This is a genomic window from Paenibacillus contaminans (assembly GCF_003285015.1).
Lineage (GTDB): Bacteria > Bacillota > Bacilli > Paenibacillales > NBRC-103111 > Paenibacillus_V > Paenibacillus_V contaminans.
On the sequence record NZ_QMFB01000002.1, the window covers coordinates 160727 to 181163 of the forward strand.

At 48.5% G+C, this 20437-nt stretch carries 16 protein-coding genes and 2 riboswitches; of the genes, 5 read left to right on the forward strand and 11 right to left on the reverse strand.

Translation table 11 applies throughout. The features are described from left to right. Positions 1-207: 207 nt before the first annotated feature. Complete coding sequence (locus tag DQG23_RS05035; protein WP_113029722.1) at positions 208-681, reverse strand: NUDIX hydrolase; 474 nt, start codon at positions 679-681, stop codon at positions 208-210. A gap of 99 nt (positions 682-780) precedes the next feature. After that, positions 781-890: riboswitch (SAM riboswitch) on the reverse strand. A 70-nt stretch (positions 891-960) separates the two neighbouring features. Beyond that, positions 961-1944 (reverse strand): phosphotransferase, encoded by a 984-nt coding sequence (locus DQG23_RS05040; protein WP_113029723.1) that lies wholly within the window; start codon positions 1942-1944, stop codon positions 961-963. A gap of 302 nt (positions 1945-2246) precedes the next feature. After that, positions 2247-2397, forward strand: a riboswitch (FMN riboswitch). Between the two features lie 142 nt (positions 2398-2539). Between DQG23_RS05040 and DQG23_RS05045 the strand changes: the two genes are divergently transcribed. From DQG23_RS05045 to DQG23_RS05055, 3 genes are all read left to right on the forward strand, one after another. Then, a complete protein-coding gene (locus tag DQG23_RS05045; RefSeq protein WP_113029724.1) occupies positions 2540-3478 on the forward strand; it encodes a DMT family transporter in 939 nt (312 codons plus the stop codon). 323 nt (positions 3479-3801) lie between these two features. Then, complete coding sequence (locus DQG23_RS05050; RefSeq protein WP_113029725.1) at positions 3802-4815, forward strand: ABC transporter substrate-binding protein; 1014 nt, start codon at positions 3802-3804, stop codon at positions 4813-4815. Between the two features lie 28 nt (positions 4816-4843). After that, positions 4844-6454: an AraC family transcriptional regulator gene (locus DQG23_RS05055; protein ID WP_113029726.1), complete on the forward strand. Its 1611-nt coding sequence runs from the start codon at positions 4844-4846 to the stop codon at positions 6452-6454. 213 nt (positions 6455-6667) lie between these two features. Here DQG23_RS05055 and DQG23_RS05060 read toward each other — a convergent pair whose 3' ends face one another. After that, a complete protein-coding gene (locus DQG23_RS05060; protein ID WP_113029727.1) occupies positions 6668-7588 on the reverse strand; it encodes a DMT family transporter in 921 nt (306 codons plus the stop codon). A gap of 151 nt (positions 7589-7739) precedes the next feature. Here DQG23_RS05060 and DQG23_RS05065 point away from each other — a divergent pair, with 151 nt between their 5' ends. Next, positions 7740-8636 (forward strand): AraC family transcriptional regulator, encoded by an 897-nt coding sequence (locus DQG23_RS05065; protein WP_113029728.1) that lies wholly within the window; start codon positions 7740-7742, stop codon positions 8634-8636. 106 nt (positions 8637-8742) lie between these two features. Here the strand turns inward: DQG23_RS05065 and DQG23_RS05070 are convergent, their stop codons facing one another. The 7 genes from DQG23_RS05070 to DQG23_RS05100 form a co-directional block, all read right to left on the reverse strand. Then, entirely contained in the window at positions 8743-8922 is a 180-nt protein-coding gene (locus DQG23_RS05070) for a hypothetical protein (protein WP_113029729.1), read from the reverse strand. A gap of 17 nt (positions 8923-8939) precedes the next feature. Further along, positions 8940-10244 carry a sulfatase family protein gene (locus tag DQG23_RS05075; protein WP_113029730.1) on the reverse strand — a complete coding sequence of 435 codons (1305 nt, stop codon included), beginning with the start codon at positions 10242-10244 and terminating at the stop codon, positions 8940-8942. A 27-nt stretch (positions 10245-10271) separates the two neighbouring features. Continuing rightward, entirely contained in the window at positions 10272-11897 is a 1626-nt protein-coding gene (locus tag DQG23_RS05080; protein WP_113029731.1) for an extracellular solute-binding protein, read from the reverse strand. A gap of 36 nt (positions 11898-11933) precedes the next feature. After that, positions 11934-12830, reverse strand: a complete 897-nt coding sequence (locus DQG23_RS05085; protein ID WP_113029732.1) for a carbohydrate ABC transporter permease — start codon at positions 12828-12830, stop codon at positions 11934-11936. Positions 12831-12910: 80 nt separating this feature from the next. Beyond that, positions 12911-13882, reverse strand: a complete 972-nt coding sequence (locus DQG23_RS05090; RefSeq protein WP_113029733.1) for an ABC transporter permease — start codon at positions 13880-13882, stop codon at positions 12911-12913. Positions 13883-14032: 150 nt separating this feature from the next. Next, positions 14033-16396, reverse strand: a complete 2364-nt coding sequence (locus tag DQG23_RS05095; RefSeq protein WP_113029734.1) for a helix-turn-helix domain-containing protein — start codon at positions 16394-16396, stop codon at positions 14033-14035. A gap of 244 nt (positions 16397-16640) precedes the next feature. Further along, on the reverse strand, positions 16641-17642 hold the full coding sequence (locus DQG23_RS05100; RefSeq protein ID WP_113029735.1) for a LacI family DNA-binding transcriptional regulator: 1002 nt from the start codon (positions 17640-17642) through the stop codon (positions 16641-16643). Positions 17643-18125: 483 nt separating this feature from the next. Between DQG23_RS05100 and DQG23_RS05105 the strand changes: the two genes are divergently transcribed. Beyond that, on the forward strand, positions 18126-18776 hold the full coding sequence (locus tag DQG23_RS05105) for a collagen-like protein (RefSeq protein ID WP_238177754.1): 651 nt from the start codon (positions 18126-18128) through the stop codon (positions 18774-18776). Positions 18777-18864: 88 nt separating this feature from the next. Here DQG23_RS05105 and DQG23_RS05110 read toward each other — a convergent pair whose 3' ends face one another. Continuing rightward, on the reverse strand, positions 18865-20307 hold the full coding sequence (locus tag DQG23_RS05110) for a sulfatase family protein (RefSeq protein ID WP_202865868.1): 1443 nt from the start codon (positions 20305-20307) through the stop codon (positions 18865-18867). Positions 20308-20437 lie beyond the last annotated feature (130 nt).

The window sequence follows — 20437 nt, forward strand, 5'->3', positions numbered from 1 at the left end:
CAGCGCTAGGATCCACGCATGCACCACCTGAATGACTGTCCTTTTTCTTATTGTATACGCGTTATCCGAGCCACTAATCATTCAACACATCCAAAATTTTACATACCTTATTGTACTATCGCAATAGAAATATCAACTATAACTAAACTATTCCGCCCAATAGCATAACAGGCCGCCAATCCGCCGGCAGCCTCGAATAAGTTGATACTACTCTTCAAAAGACCAGATAAATTTACCATCCGGTTTTATCCATTCAAAACGTGCATTAAAAAAATCATTATCGTATATGGATTTATCAATAATTTTTTTATAATACTCTGGTACAGCTTCATTCGAACGAATACTCGACAACTCGACCCATACAGGAATATGCTTTTCCGGTTCCTTTGTTGTCAGGTTCCCTGAGACGTCAGTAGTCATAAAAAAGAATGTTACAGCATGCGAGTCGTTTGTATGAGAGATATAGGATACTACTCCAATCATCTTAGGGCTTCTTATTATTAATCCAGTTTCCTCATTTATCTCACGTATGCAAGCACTTTCTAGTGTTTCATGGAGCTCCACTCCGCCTCCAGGGGGTGTCAAATTATTAAAATTAAAATAAGTCGGAATTATCTTTTTCATTAATACAACCTTACTATCCCTGATACAAAGACAAGCTGCTCTTACTCTGATTGACAACCATCCCAACTCCTTTTCCTGTTTATTTTATTTCTAAAATGAAAACCCCCTTTCCAATGAAAGGGGGTAGGACAGTTATTTTAAAATGGCTACCGTGCCCCCTCATCTTTCGAAGGCGTAATAACCTTCGTAGGAATTTGCACCGTGCTGTTACAGTCGGTTGCCGCAGCTTCATAGGGCCAGTCCCTCCGCTGAACTCTGGATAAGAGAAGTTTTCAATTACCCTTATCATAGCCTAATTTTCCAATTTTTGCGAGACGCTCGACAATTCTACTTAAATCAAACTAATTTATACGAACGAAATTCATTAATAAAGCCCACAAGCCACTCCTCTGAATAATCAAGCACTCCAAAATCATTATGGATAAAAGTGACTTCAAGACCCATCACCCATAATCGACGAACTATCATAAACAATTCAATCGCAGATTCATCTTGCGCGGAGAAGCCTCTGACGGATCTATAACCAGAGATTAGCGCATGCCACAGATGCTCTTTTCTATCCTCTAACTGGCGTTTTCTACCCCGAACTTGTGCCAAGTCATAGGCACGCCATCCTCTCGCCGACCATTCAAAGTCATAATGCGTGAAATGGATGCCTTCTTGGAAGGCATTATTGTTTCCATGCATATCTCCATGACATAAACCCCAATCCAAATCTTGTCTAGCAATAGCGTCGATGCGTTCCTTCAACGCATTCACGAACTGGTTTAGAAATGGTACTGCCTGATTTTTTTCACCAATATAGTTCACAATACGTTCAAATGGTTGACTGATAAGAAAATTAGTATCCAAGTCGTGTCGAGGTTGATTTAAAATAACTTGATCCATCGCTAAGTGCAATTCGGCGGCAGATTTACCAAAGGCAATGCATGATTCCTCATCATGCAGTACATTTTCCGTGCCGTCGATATATCGAAAGATTACAGCAACCCTTTTCCCTTCTGGAGCATCCAGAACGGTATATAAACTGCTGTCAGTTTTAGCTATTGGTTCCGAGACTTTTGTGTTCGTCGTGCTAAGGATACTTTTTAATTGAGTTAGCACGGATAACTCATACGTTACATCACTTTCAGTAACTGCAAGGCGGTAAACACGAAGTATGAAAAAACCGCTAGTAGTTCGCACCCTGTAGGTATCGTTTAACCCTCTCAACCAATATAAGCATTCCTTCCACTCTCCAATATTGTATTGTTTGTTCAAACAATATTCCAAATATTTTGGATCTAAAACCGAACGCAAGGCAATCGGTTGAGTATACATCAGGTTACCCCTTATTGTTGTGTTTCTTTTATGATATAACCGCGCACTCTCTCAAAAAAAGGTAAAAATTATTTATACATATTGTTTCGTTATACTGGTTAGCTTAACGGATCATCATTTTCTGAAGTTAAATACCAAGAACCCATACATCTGGAATAACAGATGACGCCGACGAGGAACTAGGTGAGAGCTACTGGAATTGCACTGGAAAGCGGAACAGCTAATTAATTCAGCAAAATAACAATTGCAAAAAACGCCTTGCCGATTATGAAGCCTCTGTGCTAAATTTTATCTAATTGAATGTGGACCTTCGGGGCAGGGTGAAATTCCCGACCGGCGGTGATGGTTCCTGTGAACCTAAGCCCGCGACTCGCTAAACGCCGTATGGCGCATGGCGACTGACTTGGTGCGATTCCAAGGCCGACGGTACAGTCCGGATGGGAGAAGGTCGCAAACGGCTTGGGGCAAGAATCGTTTCTTCAAAAAACGGTTCCTCTCCAAGCTTGTTTGAATATGCCCCGTTATCGATTTCAGATGACGGGGCATTCTTCTTATCGAAGGGTCCTATTCAAAAAACCGTAGGAGGTTATTGAATATGGAGAAGACTACTTGGATTTCATTAACGAAGGGGGAACGCGCCGGCAGTCAGACGCGCAGCGGCGTGTGGTTCATCGCACTGGGGGCGGCTTTGTGGGGCATCGATCCGCTTTTTCGCATTTTGCTGCTGAACTATTTCACTTCGGCTCAAATCGTACTGATTGAGCACCTTTTACTTTTGATTTTTGCAGTCCCGGTCCTGTGGTTTCACAGAGCCGAGCTTCGTGGGCTGACGCCTAGCACTGTTGCAGCTCTCCTATTTATTTCTTGGGGAGGATCGGCGATTGCAACGATTCTGTTTACGAACGCATTCGCCCAAGGCAATCCGAATGCCGTACTTTTGCTGCAAAAATTGCAGCCCTTGTTCGCCATTATCGCTGCGCGCCTCATATTGAAGGAAACATTGCCCGGTCGGTTCCTTCCCCTGCTCGCTTTGGCACTTGCCGGCACATATCTGCTAACATTCGGCTGGTCCGCCCCGATCGGGCATTGGGGCGACTTTGCCGATACGGGCGCACTGCTGTCCATCGGCGCAGCCGCCTTATGGGGAGGCTCCACCGTCATGGGTCGCCTCCTCGTAGACCGGATGCGATTCGAAACGGTCACCGCGCTTCGTTTCACACTCGCGCTGCCGCTTCTTATTGCTGCTACTTGGTCGGAAGGTTCTCCATGGCAACTGCCCCATCTATCAATGGAGTGGGCCGGCGTATCCTTAAGCCTGCTGCTGCAGGCGTTCCTTCCCGGACTTTTCAGTTTGCTGTTATACTACCGTGGCCTGTCGAATACGAAAGCTTCGGTCGCCACGCTCGCAGAGCTGTCTTTTCCGACGATTGGCGTCCTGCTCAATTGGCTGGTCTTCCATCAAAGCATGACGATCGCGCAGTTTATCGGCTTTGTCCTTATTTGGTTATGTCTATTTCGATTGTCGCGCCAGTAACAGCAAAATAGACCTTCCAGCATATTCCGCCGCCCATTTCATGGATAACTCGTGCATAAATGAAGAAGTATTCCGACTTGGTTTTGATCCAACTAAATTTCAACATTAATAAAAGGGAAAAGATAACTATTCGAATGATGGTTGTCTTTTCCTTTTTATAGGGCAATGCTTTATCTTATTTGCCTATCAACTGTACAGTGATCTTGTCCGAATCATTCAGGCATTATGGCCGATTCCAACATGTTCATGCATAAATCGGTCTGCTATAATAAGTCGGGTGAGAATGATAATCATATGATATAATTGAGAAAGGGAGTTTAACAATGAAACAGCGGCGTACGGCAATACCAGTGCTCTTGATACTTATATTTCTCTTAATGACGGCATGCGGCAAATCAGGCGAAGGTACGCTTGATGCTTCCAATAGCGGGAAGCCGCAAGTCTCTCCTGCTGCGAGTACGCCTTCAGCTTCCCCTGCGGTCAATGCCGAAACACGAACGTATAAAGACGGTCTCGGCCGCGAAGTCGTCATTCCCGCTAAGCCTAAGCGAATCGTGACTACGCAATATTTGCCGGATATGCTTGCGCTAGGCGTTAAACCGATTGGCGCGCCCACGCATTTGCTCACTAATTTTGATTCCGTCAAAAGCTTAATCGGCGGCATCGAGGATTTGGGTGCGGTTAACGAACTGAATGTAGAGAAAACGGTCTCGTTGAATCCCGATTTGATAATCGCAATGGAAGGCAATCAGGAGCTGATCGATAAGTTGAGCAAAATTGCCCCAACTGTCGTCGTCAAGTGGAGCGGCAGCGATCCGTTTCAGCATTTGAAAGATGTCGCGGCCGTTCTCGGCTTGTCGGATAAGGCGGACCAATGGATTGCGGCGTACAATAAGAAAAGCGAGGAAGTCAGAGCTAAGCTCGCTGCTTATGTAAAACCTGGCGAGACGTTCGGAACTGTAGTAATCGGAGGTTATGAGAAGGGGCAGCTGCGCGTATACGGCGACAGTAACGTCGGCTTCACGCTGTTTAAATCGCTGCAATTCCCGATGACCGATACGGTCAAGAAGGAATGGAGCAAGGGCGGCCACGATTTAGGCATGAAAATATCGCTTGAAAAGCTGCCTGAATACGCTTCGGCAGACAGGCTGTTTGTCGTTAAATTCGACAATGACCCAGATTTCCTCAAACAGGTTGAGAACAGCAGTTTGTGGAACAATCTCCCTGCGGTCAAGAACAATAAAGTATACGTCGTAAACGACAGCCTGTGGTTCTCATTGGACGTTATGTCATTCGATCAACAGCTCGATGATGCGGTTAAGCTGTTGGCCAAGTAGTTCTCCTAAACGAGAGGATGAATGAGCGATGCGCTTGTCAAGGATTTATGTATGGTCGCAATCCATCATGTTAACAGCAGAAGCTTCAAACAACAGCAGCTATACTACACAGGCGGGATATTCGCTCTTCATTCCATTCAAAGGCCAGTGCCGATTAAGATTCGCCGAGTGGGACATTAAGGAAACGGCCAATGTCGCTTACCTCCTCCCTACTGCGACTCCGATTGAAGTTCATAACGCTCCAGGGCTTCCCTGGAGCGCTTTTCTTATTGAATTCGAAAGTATCCTCCGATTGCAAAACGGCGATGAAACATTAATCGATCCGTTAGCCCCCTCACGCCCTGTGGCTTTGCGCGTCTCTCCGTTCTACCGGTTGTTGAAGCTTGCGGAGGAGATTCACCTGCAATCTCGGACAGAGGAAGACAGCCTAGCAGACCGTTATCTAGTTCATGCGAGGTTCCAGGAACTGATAAGTATGCTGCTCAAGGCTGTTGAAGAGAACAAAGCAGACGCGGAGGATGAAGCGGTACAAGCGGTAAGTAAAACCATCGCGTATATTAATAATCACTTCGCGACGGAGATTACGCACACCCGGTTAGCCGAACTGGCTGGCTTGTCGCTTCGTCACTATTCGCGAATTTTTCGTCAGCTTACCGATCAAAGCCCGATCGACTATTTAATTGGTAAGCGGATTGACGAAGCGGAAAAGCTGCTTCTCGTCTCCGGTAATTCGATTCAGGACATCGCTGGCATGAGCGGATTTCACGACCCTTTCCATTTTAGCCGGAGCTTCAAGCGCCAGCGGGGAATTTCCCCCAGGTTGTACGTCAATTTGCGGAAAGAACGAAGCCGCTTAGTGACATATCAGTATCTGGGTGAGATGCTCGCGCTCGGCATCAAGCCTGTAGGAGCCCCGAAACTGCTGCTGGCCGGGGGTTATTTTCGCGGTCTGGCCGAAGGAATTAAGGAAACGGGCATGTCCGTCGTCATGCCGTATATGGATAAATTGACTGAGCTGAAGCCGGATGCCATTTTAACCTTTGACGGCCATCATTACAGCCAATATGCGAAAATCGCTCCGACTCTGGACGTGTCGTGGTCTAAGCCGGCTTTTGATCGTTTTCGCCTTCTAGCAGATCGTCTTGGAAAGTTGAAAGAAGCGGAAGCTTGGCTGCTTGACTACCGGGAAAAAGCAGAGTCGGTTCGAGTCAAGTTGTCCGAATATGTAAAGCCCGGGCAGACTGTCTCTTTTTTCTGGGCTAGAGGGCTCCCCCGATCCTTTCAAGTCTATTACGATATGGAGCTTTTATATGATGACTTGGGCTTAACCGCACCGGAAGCTGTTAGGCATGTTCAAGCAATAAGCCATCCGTTCAAGAACGACATTCCAGTCAGCGAGCTTAGAAGCTATGCAGGCGATCATATGTTTATTGTTATTTCACGCGGACGAAGAGCGCAGCATCTTTTTCAACAGTGGCGCCTAGATCAGACTTGGAACGAGCTTCCTGCAGTCAGAAACAACCAGGTCTACTTGCTCTCCGAAGATTGGCTGAGGGAGGACCCTATTTCCAGAATGGGTCAACTGCAAGACATTATTAATATCATGCAAGCAAGCCGAACGGGCCTTTCCCGAGTCTGAGCCTCGAATGCCATGGCTTACTCTAAAAAATAAAGCATGCGAATCCTCAAGCCGATTCGTATGCTTTTATTTATTGTCGCAAGGACCCTTTCGAGCGTAAATCTGTCCGCAATCGGTGGATATTACTCTTTGAGGAACTAACTAGGGAGCATTGCTCCATGTTTAACGAGACTATCTTTTATCGTTCCGACACGAAAATTGAGTATTAATAAATCATCCATGGCTGCCGACTCTCTTCCTTCCAGTCAATGTTTTTGACCAAAAATATATGCCCATGCCGAATAACGTCAGCAGGCCTCCTATGAACTGAAATAAAGAAATGGTTTCCCCTAAAAATAGGTAAGCAAGCATAATAGCGAGAACAGGTTCTCCGATAATGCCTACCGAGACAGTAGTCGCCCCGATCGTTTTCAGCAATAAATTAAAAATATATTGTCCAAGAATAGTCGGGATAATCGCAAGCAGCAAAAAATAAGTCCAATCAGCTGAGCTGTATTCCGTTAAAGAGTAGCGATTCCACAAATTATAGAGGAGCATGACGGTGCCGCCGATAAAAAATACAGCAATACTGTATACATGAGTGTCGATTTTGCGGCTGACTCTCTGCCCTGCAAGCAAATAGGCTGAAACGAAGAGCGTTCCGATTAACGATAAGCCGTCTCCAATTAGCGCTTCTTTCGAAATTCCTATGTCTCCCCATGCAATCAAAAGCGAACCAAGGAAAGCAGTTATCAAGCAAGAAACGGTCAGCACGTTAACCTGTTCCTTAAACAAAAAGTAGGATCCGATCATCACGAACAAAGGCTGCAACGACAAGATGACCATGGAGCTGGCCACCGAAGTATGGACCAAGGATTCCATCCAGAATAAAAAGTGCATCCCAAGAAAAAGACCTGCTATCACGACGATGGCCCAATCTTTTATGTTCATGTTTAAGTTGCGGAGCGTTCTCCAAGAGACAAAAGCGAGCATGATAATGGCGGAGATATACAATCTATACATCCCTGCTACGGAAGTGGGCGTATCCGATAGCTTGATCAAGATCGAAGAGATGGAAACGGACAAGATGCTGATAAACAACAATAGAAACGGATGAGACGACAAAGAAGCCTTTTTTACATTTAACTTGACCACGGTTCCTCCCGGTTGTTCGACGACGTAACCTGTGCACAGAGTTGTAAAGAGATGTCGAAGCTGAATATAATAATATCATCACGGATGTTTGAATTGTGTAATAATATCTCTATTTAATATCGATATATCGTCAATATAAGGAGCGTGCCTCTTGAAAAAACAACTGCATGAAGCCATTCGATATCCTGACGAGGCCTTCCCTTACATCATGTACACTCATTCGAACAAGGGCTCCATTCCGGCAGGCAGGGGAGTAAACGATCTTCATTGGCACGAAGAATTACAAATGACCTTAGTGACCAAAGGGAATCTTACGATACGAATTAACGGTTTAGATTACAGCTTACGAACAGGTCAAGCCATTTTTATCAATAAAAGCGTTCTGCACATGGTTACCCACCTAAGTCATGACGGTGAATATGTGAGCTTTAATTTTCCGGAGAAGCTGCTCGCCTTTTATTCGGATAGCACTATGGAAAGGAACCATGTCCTTCCTTACACCAATTCATACTTATTATCATTGGAAATCAGAGGAGAAACGGAGTGGCAAGAACAAATCCTACAAATCCTTTGGGAGATGAAGAAGAAATTTGAAAGGAAAGAATCATGGGGATGGCAATATGAGATCGCAATCCATACGGTCCAGCTATGGCTGATTCTAATCTCCAATATATCGTTATCTTCGGAGGAATCTTATAAATACAACAGACTCCAACAAGAGAGATTGCAATTGATGCTTAGCTTTATCCACCAAAACTATACGCTTCCTATTACTTTGAACGAAATTGCCGACGTAGCCCATTTGAGCGTTTCGGAGTGCACTCGCAGCTTCAAAAAAAGCATCCGGATGACTCCTTACGATTACTTGATTAAGTATCGGATTAAAAAGAGCTGCGAGTTGTTAGAAACGACGGAGTATACGATAACCGAAATAGCCCGAAGAGTGGGCTTCAATCACGTCAATCACTTTATCCAGTCCTTTAAAAAGCATCGTGTTCTTACACCTAAAGACTACCGAAAAATTCGAATCGCACAGACAACATCATAACATACTGACCATAACCGTTTTGATCCGCTTGGATGGAAGTCCATTTCATTTTGCCTTCCGCAATGTTTCTTTGGTTCGACTTATAGCTTTAAACTACCCGTTTAGCTTAACAAGGCTGCAGATCGTTTCCTCTGCAGCCTTGTTGCTCAGGATCTGTTCTTTCGTCGGCGTCCGTCAGGCCGGCCGGAACTGAATCGCCCCAGCGAACGGCTAGCGGCAGCTTGAAATCGTGCTCGTACATTTGTCCCTTCACCTGCGGAAACGGCATGCCGCTATCCGAGGTCACAACCGCGCAGCTTCCGCTTACGACGGGTTCAGCTCCTCGCGGCTGTTCGCCCAAGCTCCCTCAGGAAGCGGCACCGGATTGCCTGCCAGCAGCGGATCGCCCGTACGCTCCATCCAATTCTGCAGCCGGCCGGACAAGTCTTTGGCTATTTCCCCGTAAGCCGGGTCATCGATGACATTCTCGCGCTCCACCGGATCCAGGTACAGGTCGAATAACATTTCCTTCGCTCTTCTGCGTTCGCGGAACCCATGCTCCACCAGAAAACGCTTGCTGTAGCCATCGTCGATATTCGGCATGACAAATTCATCGTGATCGTCATAGAAACGGATCAGCTTATATTGCTTGGTCCGGATGCAGCGCATCGGCTCGTACGCGGCGTGATAGGTCACTTCGGCGAACACCTCGCTGCGGATTTCCGCCGAAGTGCCGTCAAGAAGAGGGACCAGCGAACGCCCTTGCAGCCAAACCGGCTTCTTCAAGCCCAACAGCTCGCATAACGTCGGAAACAAGTCAAGCTGCGACACGAGGGAATCGACGACAAGCCCCCGCTCTCTGCCCGGCACCCGCATAATCAGCGATACCCCGATTCCCGTGTCGTACAGATTGCATTTCATTCGCGGGAATGCGATGCCATGGTCGGTTGTATAAATAAAAATCGTATCGTCCTTAAGCCCGGACTCCTCCAATGCCTGCAAAACGATGCCTGCGCACCGGTCGACGACGGCCGCCGAAGCGATAAATCCGGCCATATCGTCTCGATTTTGCGGAGAGTCGTACATCGGATGCGGCGGCATCACATAACGAGGATCTACCGGGTGGCTCGTCTCCGGAAAGTCCGCTTCCGTCCGATGCGTGTTGAACAGGCCGACCGAAGCGAAGAACGGCTTGTCATGAGGCCCCCGGATGAAATCCGCTGCCAGTCCGGCAGATTTTAAGTCTCTTGCTTCGCGGGATTTCTCCGTATTCAGCGCGTTCAAGTTGCGCGTATAACCCAGCAGCTCGATCTGATCTGCAGAAACCTCGTGCTGTACCCCGCTCAAAACGGTTTCATAGCCGGAACGGCTCAAGAAAGAAGCGAGATGACGGGAATAGTCGTTCATTCGGAACCCCCGATGGGCAAGTCCGAGCATGCCGGCGGAATGGGGAGCCATACCGCTCAGCAGCCCCGTCCGGCTCGGCGAGCAGGTGGGACCGGCGCAAAACGCCTGGCGGAATACATATCCTTCTTCCGCCAGCCGCTGCAAATGAGGAGCCGGAACGGCATAGCCGTAAGGCTGAATATAACGCCCCGTATCATGGGTATGAAAATAGACAATGTTCATCGTATCCGCCTCATGAAGGCATACAACCTAATTTTTCATATAACGGTCATACGCCTGCTGGTATATTTTTATATATTCGTCCACACCCATCTTCTTCAAGGTGCCGACATAGCTATCGTAAGCGGACAACGGCATCGCGCCCGTAACGAATTTGACTCTCGATTCGGTAACATATTTGGTAATGTCGCCGGATAACGCATTTAACCGGTCCTGCTCCTCATTCGTAAACATGAAACTCGGCAAAATCACTTTCGGAATGTCGGGCTCCAGCAGCTTGGCGGAAGCAATCGCGGCCGGATGGCTGTTCCCGGTTTTGTCGAATTTTTCGGTAATCAGCTGGGGAAGCCCGCCCCCGGGCCATGGAGAATACTGGCCGATCGCCTGATCGAGATTCAAGCCCTTCGGGTTTTTGGAGATGACGTCCAAATATTTCACGCTGCCGTCAGACAGCGTTTCATACGTCTCTCCTTCGATGCCCATCCGGAAAAACTTGGAGCCTTCCGCTCCGTAGAAATAGTCGACCCAGCGGATCGTCGCTTCGGGATGCTTATTCGCTTTCGTGATTGCGAAGGTCCCCGTACTCGCCGTCAACGGACTGACCTGCGAGTACAGATGATCGCCGTCCGGACCCTTCAGGGCAGGCAAAGACACATAATCCTCCTGGTAGCTTGGTCCCGCTACGCTCGGATTCGACGGATGCATCATGCCGACTGTCCCTTCCGCCGCTTTTGCCAAAAACTGCGGAGCTTCTTGAGTAAATACCTCTTTGTCGATCAAGCCTTCCTTGTACAAGCGATTCATATATTCGAGCAGGTCTTTGTATTTGACGTCCATCGTATAAAAGCGGATTTTGCCGTCCGGTCCGATATCGATATTGGCATTTTTTCCTCCGGCGTTTCCGAGTCCCCAAGCTCCGCGCAAACCGTCGAACAACAGAAACCCTTTGTCTCCCGACCAGCCGAGCTCATCCGCTTTGCCGTTGCCATTCGGGTCCTTTTCCTTGAATGCTTTCAAGGTTTGGTACAATTCCTCGGTCGTAGCCGGTATAGGCAGCATTAATTGATCCAGCCACTTTTTATTAATAAAAGGCTTGGCTCCGATCCGGGGCGCCAAATAATCGGTGATCTGCGGCAGCGAGTATATGTTTCCGTCCGGGGCCGTAATGCTTTTCTTCACCTCGGGATATTTCTCGAACAACGCTTTCAAATTCGGAGCGTATTGATCGATCAGCTTATTAAGCGGTATGAGTACGCCTTGCGAGCCATAGTTGACCTCATCATAAGAGGATAGACGGGCTCTGTAGAACATGTCGGGAAGCTCGCCTCCCGCTAGCGCAATATTGCGCTTTTCCACAAAAGCGTTGTCCGGCACCGTTTGCCAGTCGACCGTAATATTCGTTTTCTTCGCATATTCGGTAAGCACCTTCATGTCTTTCCATTCGCCGTGAGTGGCGAATTTGGCTCCCATCGCGGTAATTGTGATCGGAGCGCTCACGATCGGAAACCCGTCTACATTGATTTCTTTACCCGAAGCCGGCGGTTTTTCCGAAGCTGACGGCGTATCGCCCGTTCCTCCGCCCGTCGAGCAGGCCGAAGCGACGAACAAGAACATCGAAGCCGTTCCAAGCCAAAATGGTTTATGCCGATTATTCACCGTTTATCTCTCCTTTGTTTGACTACACCTTCTTGCCTATCCTTTCACGGCTCCGATCATGACGCCCTTGGCGAAATACCGCTGAAGGAAAGGGTACAAGCATAATACCGGCAAACTGGATACCACGATTACCGCGTATTTTAGGCCTTCCGCCATCAGGGCCTGCTTAGCCATCGACTCCGAGTCGGTTTCCATCATATTTTGCATTTGGTTCTGGATCAGCAGCTCGCGCAAAAACATTTGCAGCGGGTACCGGCTTCGGTCCGACAAATATATCAGCGCCTGGAAATAAGAATTCCAGTGTCCGACCGCGTAATACAACGTAACGACAGCGACGACCGGCATCGAAAGCGGCAAAATGATGCTGATCAGCAGCCTGAAATTGGAGCAGCCGTCCATAAAGGCCGACTCCTGCAGCTCCGTCGGGATCGTATTTTGGAAAAACGTGCGCATGATGATCAAATTCCATACCGAAACCGCCCCCGGCAAAATCAGTGCCCAGAACGAATTGACAAGACCGAGATCGCGGACAACCATATAAGTCGGGATAATGCCGCCGCTGAAAAACATGGTGAACGTAATGAGCAGCATAATCGCATTCCTTCCGGCAAAATCCTTTCTGGATAACGGATACGCTCCGGCGACGGTTAAGATTAGATTCACCAAAGTCCCGACAACCGTATATAGAATGACGTTCCGGTAACCGGTTACAATATCCGCATTTTGAAATACGCGCATATAGGGCTCGAAGCTAAAGGTTTCAGGCATAAACCATACCTTCCCCTGCAGTACGAGAACCGGATCGCTGACGGATGCAATCAACACGAAATAGAGCGGGTAGAGCACGATAATCAAGATCACGGTCAGCAAAGCAATATTGACAAAATCAAATATGCGGTCACCTCTGCTTAGAGGGATCCCTCTCTTGGCCATACGGGTTCCTCCTCAATCACACTTAGCTAGCTTTTTGTATTTTTCCCGGCCGGCGAAAACCGTTTTACAAGCTAATTTATTTACCATAAGCTGGTCTTGCTGACCCTCCTGGACAGGCTGTTTACCGAAATCAACAATATGAAATTGATAACCGAGTTGAACAAGCCTACGGCTGCGCTGAAGCTGTATTGGGCGCCGATCAGCCCTTTTCTGTACACATAGGTCGAAATGATCTCCGAAGAATCGAGATTCAGGTCGTTCTGCATCAGAAACACCTTCTCGAATCCGACGCTCATTAAGGTGCCCACGTTTAAAATCAGCAAAATAATCGCGGTAGGCATTAGTCCCGGAATCGTAATGTACATAATTTTTTTCAGCTTGCTTGCTCCATCAATCGTGGCGGCCTCGTACTGCTGAGGATCAATTCCCGCCAAGGCGGCAAGATAAATGATCGAAGCCCACCCCATGTTCTGCCAAACGTCGGAAAATACATACAACGACTTAAACCATCCGGGTTCGGTGAAAAAATTTACGCGTTCCCCGCCAAACAGCTCAATAATCAGATTGACGATTCCATTGCGCGGCGACAGAAAGGTCACCATCATCCCGACGAGAACAACGGACGACAAAAAATGAGGCGCGTAAGTGACGGTCTGCACGGTTCGCTTGAACTTGCTGCTTCTTACTTCATTGAGCATAATGGCAAGCAAAATCGGTATCGGGAATCCGATAACCAGCTGCATCAGGCTGATGCCAAGCGTATTCAAGATGATGCGCGCCGCATAATACGATTGAAAAAACTGGTCGAAATGCTTCAAGCCGACCCAGCTGCTGCCGGTTATTCCTTTCGTCGCGATAAAATCCTTGAATGCGATCTGTACGCCATACATCGGGAAATAGTGAAAGATAATAAAATAAGCCACCACCGGAGCGATCATTACATAGAGCTGCCAGTTTGCGGCCATCGTGCGAAGGCTCCGGCTGCGGGCAGACCGGACTTCACGCTTGGATGAAGGCCGTCCGGAGAAATCTGCAGGCGGTGTAAAAGCCATGGGTTCTCCCTCCTTTCCGTTATATTTGTATTCAGCGTACAAAACGCCGCCCGGAAAAACTATCGGCAATACCGGTTTGCCGCACGCAGTCCTTTACGATGCAATTTCCGCGATCCTCCATTCTTTACATTCGCGGATTTTCGTGCGATTTCAGTCCTTTTCCCGTAATTTTCTGTACTGCTCGGGAGTAACCCCTTCCGCTTTTTTGAACTTTCTAATGAAATTGGACACATCGACGTAGCCGACTTCTCTTGTGATTTCCGATAAATTCAAACTGCCCGACAAAAGAAGCTGCTTGGCCTTGTCCATACGAAGCAGGTCCAAATAACGAATTAGCGAATAGCCGGTCTGGTCCTTGACGAACCGGGTTATGTACGAGGCCGACATCTCGAAATGATCGGCGATCGATTCGAGCGTCAAAGAGCTGTCGGCATACCGCTCCTGCAAAAACACCAAAATGTCGTCCCTCAATTTGACGTTGCGGCTTTCCTTCCGCCCGGATACGTGCTCGCACATTCTTCTGCAGATGCCGATCATCCGTTTTTCCAGCATATCGATGGTCTCCATATGATGCGGACTAAGCGATAACGAATCCGGGTACAGTTCATCGGGAGAGAAAGGCAGAATCTCTTCCGAAAGCTTGATCAACAAGTGCAGCAGCCCGATAGTTGCCAGCTGCGCCGCTTCCGGCGCGGCCGCCTGCGAGCGGATCCATAAGAGGATTAGGCGAACCGCGTTTTCGGCCTCCTCCATATTTCCTTGCCGGATGCTTTTCAGCAGACGGTCCTCCATTTCATGCGGATATCTCGCGGATTGTTCGTTCATGCGGGATTGCACATCTTCATAGAACAATACGGCCTGATTGCCCGTAATAAACCGGTAATGCAGCGCTTTGCGCGCTTCCTCGTAAGAATCCCCTACGGCTCCGAGCTCCTCGTAAAGCCGACCGATGCCTGCGCTTAGCGTAAATTTATAATACGTGTGAAAGAAAGCTTGCAGATTTTCCGCAAAAGTCTGCAATTGCTTTTTGTAATCGCCGCTATGCCGTATATTGAGAACAAGCGCGATGCCGCGGTCATCCAGCATGCTGACGCCGTAGCCCCTGCCCATTTCCATGGAAAGCTCTTCCGCAGCATTCAACATGCAAAATTTGAACAGTTCTTGCATAGAGCCCGAATACGCCGCTTGAAAAGAAGCGTAGTCGTCTATAACAAGCAGAACGCTTATAAAGTGGCCGTATTCCCACTTCACTTCCGCCAGCTCCAAAGAATGCTCCAGTTCCTCCGCCGCTTGAGTCTTATTCTTAAACAAAGATAACAACACGTTTTCACGAATCAGTCCCTTCTTGCTGTTCAGCTTGAACATCATGCTTTCCTGACCGGATAACTGGCGAATCGCTTTGGACAGATAGACAAGCTCGTCCGTCGTTCCGTCCTCCTTCGGCGTACCGTTTTCTTTTTTATCCGAAAACAATTGCACAAGCTGCCGCAGCTTCTTGTAATTGCTGTTGGCCAATACAAACGAGGTGGCCGCTCCCGCCGCAAGCACGGCCAGCATGATGCCTCCGAACAAACGGCGGCTTTGTTCCACCTTCTCCAGCAGCTGCGAGGCAGGCACAAGCGTAACCAGTCTCCAGCCGTTATATGTGAGCTCTTGTCTTATGACAGAATACTTTATTCCTTTAAGCGAATGGACGGAAGCGGAATCCGTGCCTGCGGAATCGGTTAACAAGCGGATGCTGCCGGGGTCGGCTTCCGGCAGCCCTCGGCCGGCTTGCTCCCGGCTGGTTGCAAAGATCGTGTTCCCCCGCTCGTCAAGCAAATAGAAGGCCGCTCCCGGACGGCTTACCAGTTGTTCGGTCAGCGATTGCAGCATGCCGGCATCCAGCATGAACATGACCACGCCGTACGGCTTTCCGGAATAGGCAGGCAGCGGATACAAGTAAGTCGCATACTGCGACTCTTGCGTGCCGTTGGATGTAAGCACCGTTTCTACCGGTCTGATGACGGGACCGTTCAACGAACGGATGACCTCCCTCATGGGGACATGTCCCCAGCCCGCATAACGGTAAATATGACGAAAAAATTCGGCCTCCTCAAAAACGCCCGTTGCTGAAAACAATCGCTGGGCGGGAGCGCTGGATGCGGCGTAGTTCAGAATAACGTTATGAATAAAGGAATTGCTGGAGTGGTACTTCTTCAACTCTTCGACAGCCTGATAGGAATCATAGCCGTATTGGGAAAGCTGATAGGGCGAAAGCAGCGGGTTGGACGAAATCAACAAGGCGATACGCTGCAGTTCCCGAAAACGGGTATCGAGCGTATCGCGAACCTGGGTTGCATTGGATAATTGGACTTGCTCCACTTCTTTTTGCAATGCGCTGATAATATTGACATAAACGACGCTGCCGATCGCAAAGAGGGAGAACACTACCAGTAGCAAATAAGAGAGGAAAATTTTGTAGAATCGAACGGATCGTTTATTCATGCGCAGCGAAATGGGAATAATCTTCATATGCTTCGTCCCGCTTTCCTGAGTGGTATCCTCAAGTCTTCCGATCGATCTCGCGCTGCCGTTCCTTGTACACCCTATATAACCCTTTGTCTAAACATGGCTACTAGTTGAACGGCTTTCCCTCCAGCGGACGTCCTTATTGGGCACGACGCTATCTCTTCGATTGTACTCGAGTACAAAATACTCCATAATGGTACTATGGCCGACAAATGACGTCAACCGTACCATCGCTATGTCCCGGATGTCAGGCAAACCCGCCGTTCAGGTTCCTCACGGATTTTCTGATGATCAGCTCCGTCTCCAAGCGTATCGAGCTGCCATGTTTTCCGTCCATGGAATCGAGAAGCATATCAACCGCCATCATGCCTTTGTTCTGCTTTTCCAATTTAACGGAGGTCAACGGAGGGTTGCTGAAAGCGGCTGCTGCCGTATCGTCGAAACCGATTAACGACAAATCCTCGGGAACGAGAATACCCGCTTCGCTCGCTGCGGCAATCGCTCCGATCGCGACCAAATCGTTGTTCGCTAGCGCTGCGGATACGTTAAGCCCCCTTGCAATCCAAGCCTTCATCGCTTCATACCCGAGCTTTTGGCTGTAAGTGCCCGCTCTATAATAAACGATATCCGATTCGCTGTACGATAGACCGCATTCCTTAAGCGCCTCCAAATACCCTTCCAGACGCGGATTGCCGCTGAAGCCTGCACTGTTGTCCCTTGTGATGATGCCGATTCGGCGATGTCCTTGCTCGGCCAAATAACACACGGCGCGAGAAGCGGCTTGCTTCAAATCCTCCGTAATCGACCCGCAATGAGAGTAGGGAATGTTTGACTGCAGCGATACGAGCGGAAGCCGCTCGGCCAAAAAAGCAATTGTCTCGTCCGGGACAAAGCCGCACAGGATGGCTCCGTCAACCCTTCTTTCAGTTAAGGTGTCGGAGCTTTCTTTCATAAAATCGGTTTCCTCCATAATGGCATGATATCCGCGCTCCTTCGCCCGGAGATGTACCCCTTTGAAGATTTCAACGAAATACGGGTTCGTCATATCGGGAACGATGCATGCCAACGTTTGCGTCTTGCGCAGCTTCAAGCTTCTGGCAGCTAAATTCGGCGTATAGTGCAGCTCCTCGGCCGCTTGAAGTACGCGATCGCGGACTTCTTTCGATATATGCGCATATCCGCTCATGACCCGTGAGACAGTGGCCGTCGATACCCCTGCTTTCTTGGCTACATCCTTGCGTGTGATCATCGTTTTCCGCCCTTTTGTGGTACGCCGTGATATAGATTTACAAAACAATAATCAACAAAATATAGGACAATGTCAATCTTATGTTGGAACGTCGATTTTCCTGCTCCAGTTCCAAGTTGAATTTCGTTCCTATCGGCTCGACTCAAAAAAAGAAACCGCCAGCTGCCCTTAGGCTGCCGGAGGCTTTACGTTTGAGTCGTCCTCGTTATTATATGAATCTAGCAATGCCTTTGAGTGGGCAGCTATCAAATAAGAAAAACCGTCCCGAAATCACGGACGGTCCTTAGGTGCATGGCTATACTTTTGCGCGTGTGGGAGGTAGTGGGTTGGGGTTTTCAACCGCTGATATGAACGAGGACTGTCATTGTACAAACGACCATTTTCTCTTAAACTAGGTTGGAATCTAGCGGCGGTTGGTTAGACGTCCACTCACATCGTTAACCTGCTCGTATGATATAGCACATGTGCAGGGAGGTGCTTGGTTTGAGTTGTCCCGATATAGATGAGAATTGCAAAGAAGAAATAATTACCGACTGCGTCCCGCGAAAGAAGAAGTGCAAAAAAAGCTGCAAAAAGAAGAAACGCAAAAAAAAGATCATCATCCGCAAAAAAATCGTCAAAGTGACTTGCCCCCGCCCAAGAGTAAACGTCAGGCCGAGCGTGAATGTCATTGCACCGCAAGGACCGCCGGGGCCGCCTGGAATGAGCGGCATCGCTTCGGCCGCCTACGTGTCCAGCACGGTAGAGCAGAACATTGCCCAAGGGGAATCCGTCCGATTCAACCACTCGGTTATTCAGGGGAGTGCATTTTCGTTCACCTCCGCGACGTCGCTCAATATCCTTGAGACGGGGGTGTACAGTATTAGTTGGGAGCTATTCCCCGACACAACAGCGAATGTGTTCGGTTTGTTTTTTGACCCCGCCGGACCCGATCCCGCCGCCCTTGTTCCTTTCAGCAACTATGGCACAAGCAATGGAACCCGGCCTTACCAAGGTCAAGTACTTGCAAACTTATCCGCAGGCGGGACGCTCTCGTTAACCAAGCTTGACGCCACTGGCAATGTGGTATTAAATACTACGATCAGCGGTACAGAGATTCAGAATGCATCCATTCTCATCTTGAAAGTCGCCTAGAATGGGCAGACTTGCCAAAAACGTTTGCGGGCCGCAAAGATCTGCCGGAGTGCAGGATGACTGCGGCCCTCTTGAGGGCATACATAGGTCAATAGTTTTGTTTTTTCCAGCGCCCCTCTTGAAGCGCCTTCCATGAATGATCGGCATCTCCCACATATTCATACCGGTCGAAAATATCGCCGTCCCCCAAAAATCGCGGATCGCAAGTGTCCCGCAGCAAACCGCTTAAATCGTCCCACAGAAATTGTTTCAGCTTCAAGTATTCCGGTTTATCAGCCAAGTTGTCCAGACAGTACGGGTCCTCCTTAATATCGTACATTTGCTCCGAGGGATTTTTCCCGAACGCCAAATTGTAATAATGATCTTTTCCCTCTTCATGCTGCTGCAGGATGAGATCCTTCGTTGGAGAGCTGTCTACATTCGTAAAGCCTGTCTCCGGATTGCCTGCCGGCCACATGTCAGGTTTAAAATTGCGAATGTACAAATAACGCTCCATTCGAACGCATCGTACCGGATAAGCCCAATCGTTTTCATAACCCAAGTCATGACGCTCGCGGCCCATGTACACACGATTGCGCTCCTTATCGATTACGCCAAACTTTCCGGATTTCAACAGACCGACCAAGCTTTTCCCCTTCATTTGAGGGTGTATCGACAAGCCTGCCGCTTCAAGGAAGGTGGGGGCAATATCGATAAAGCTTATCAGGTCATCGGATATGCGTCCGCCGGGTACTGCGCCTTTCCAACAAGCTGCGAACGGCAACCGGAAGTCCGGATCTACCATTTGCCCCTTTACCCGCGGGAACGGCATCCCATTGTCTGAGGTAACGATGATGAGCGTATTGTCCAACTCGCCAATCTCATCCAATTTGGCCATCATGAGACCGAGATGCTTGTCAAACCATTCAATTTCGTACGCGTAATCCAGCAGATCGCTTCTGACGATATCGTTATCGGGCAAGTATGGCGGCACATCGACATCCTCGAGCTTCTTTCCCGCTCGAATCCCTTCTCCGGATATGTATGGACGATGCGGTTCGCGTCCTCCATACCAGAAGCAGAACGGCTGCTCCTCATTCCGGTGACTCAAAAATTCCTCGAAATTGGCAGCGTAATCGTTTTTGGTGATCCTCGTCTCCGCTGGCGGATCAAGCCACATATTGTTATATTCGGTCCCGGCCGGATTTCGTTTCAGACCGTTTCGCTTCCAATCCCCAGGACTCCACCCTTTACCGGTGAAGCCGACTAAATACCCCGCTTCCTCCAATAAGTCCGGATATAGGGCAAACTTGGAAGGGAAAACGTTGAAATGGTTGCAGGCTTCTTCCAACTGCCAAGTATGCATACCTGTCACTATGCTTGCACGGGAAGGGGCGCACTTGGGATTCGTCGTATATGCGCAGTTAAACAATACGCCTTCCTTGGCGACAAGGTCAAAGTTTGGCGTACAGACAAAACGGTGGCCGTACGCGCTCATATGCGAGGCATCATCGGCAATGGCAAACAAAATGTTTGGTTTTTTTGTAGACAAGACCATACGCTCCTCTCGATTGTACTCGAGTACAATATGGGAATATGGTACAACGATGAGGAGAAGTCGTCAACGGTTATGTCTCAGCGTTAATATTCATATGCTGATGGTTCATAAACGCCGCACTGAA

Excerpts from the sequence above, each read along its gene's own strand:
- DQG23_RS05040 (WP_113029723.1), bottom strand. The coding sequence starts at position 1,944 with ATGTATACTCAACCGATTGCCTTGCGTTCGGTTTTAGATCCAAAATAT.
- DQG23_RS05045 (WP_113029724.1), top strand. The coding sequence starts at position 2,540 with ATGGAGAAGACTACTTGGATTTCATTAACGAAGGGGGAACGCGCCGGC.
- DQG23_RS05055 (WP_113029726.1), top strand. The coding sequence starts at position 4,844 with ATGCGCTTGTCAAGGATTTATGTATGGTCGCAATCCATCATGTTAACA.
- DQG23_RS05100 (WP_113029735.1), bottom strand. The coding sequence starts at position 17,642 with ATGATCACACGCAAGGATGTAGCCAAGAAAGCAGGGGTATCGACGGCC.
- DQG23_RS05085 (WP_113029732.1), bottom strand. The coding sequence starts at position 12,830 with ATGGCCAAGAGAGGGATCCCTCTAAGCAGAGGTGACCGCATATTTGAT.
- DQG23_RS05075 (WP_113029730.1), bottom strand. The coding sequence starts at position 10,244 with ATGAACATTGTCTATTTTCATACCCATGATACGGGGCGTTATATTCAG.
- DQG23_RS05095 (WP_113029734.1), bottom strand. The coding sequence starts at position 16,396 with ATGAAGATTATTCCCATTTCGCTGCGCATGAATAAACGATCCGTTCGA.
- DQG23_RS05050 (WP_113029725.1), top strand. The coding sequence starts at position 3,802 with ATGAAACAGCGGCGTACGGCAATACCAGTGCTCTTGATACTTATATTT.
- DQG23_RS05090 (WP_113029733.1), bottom strand. The coding sequence starts at position 13,882 with ATGGCTTTTACACCGCCTGCAGATTTCTCCGGACGGCCTTCATCCAAG.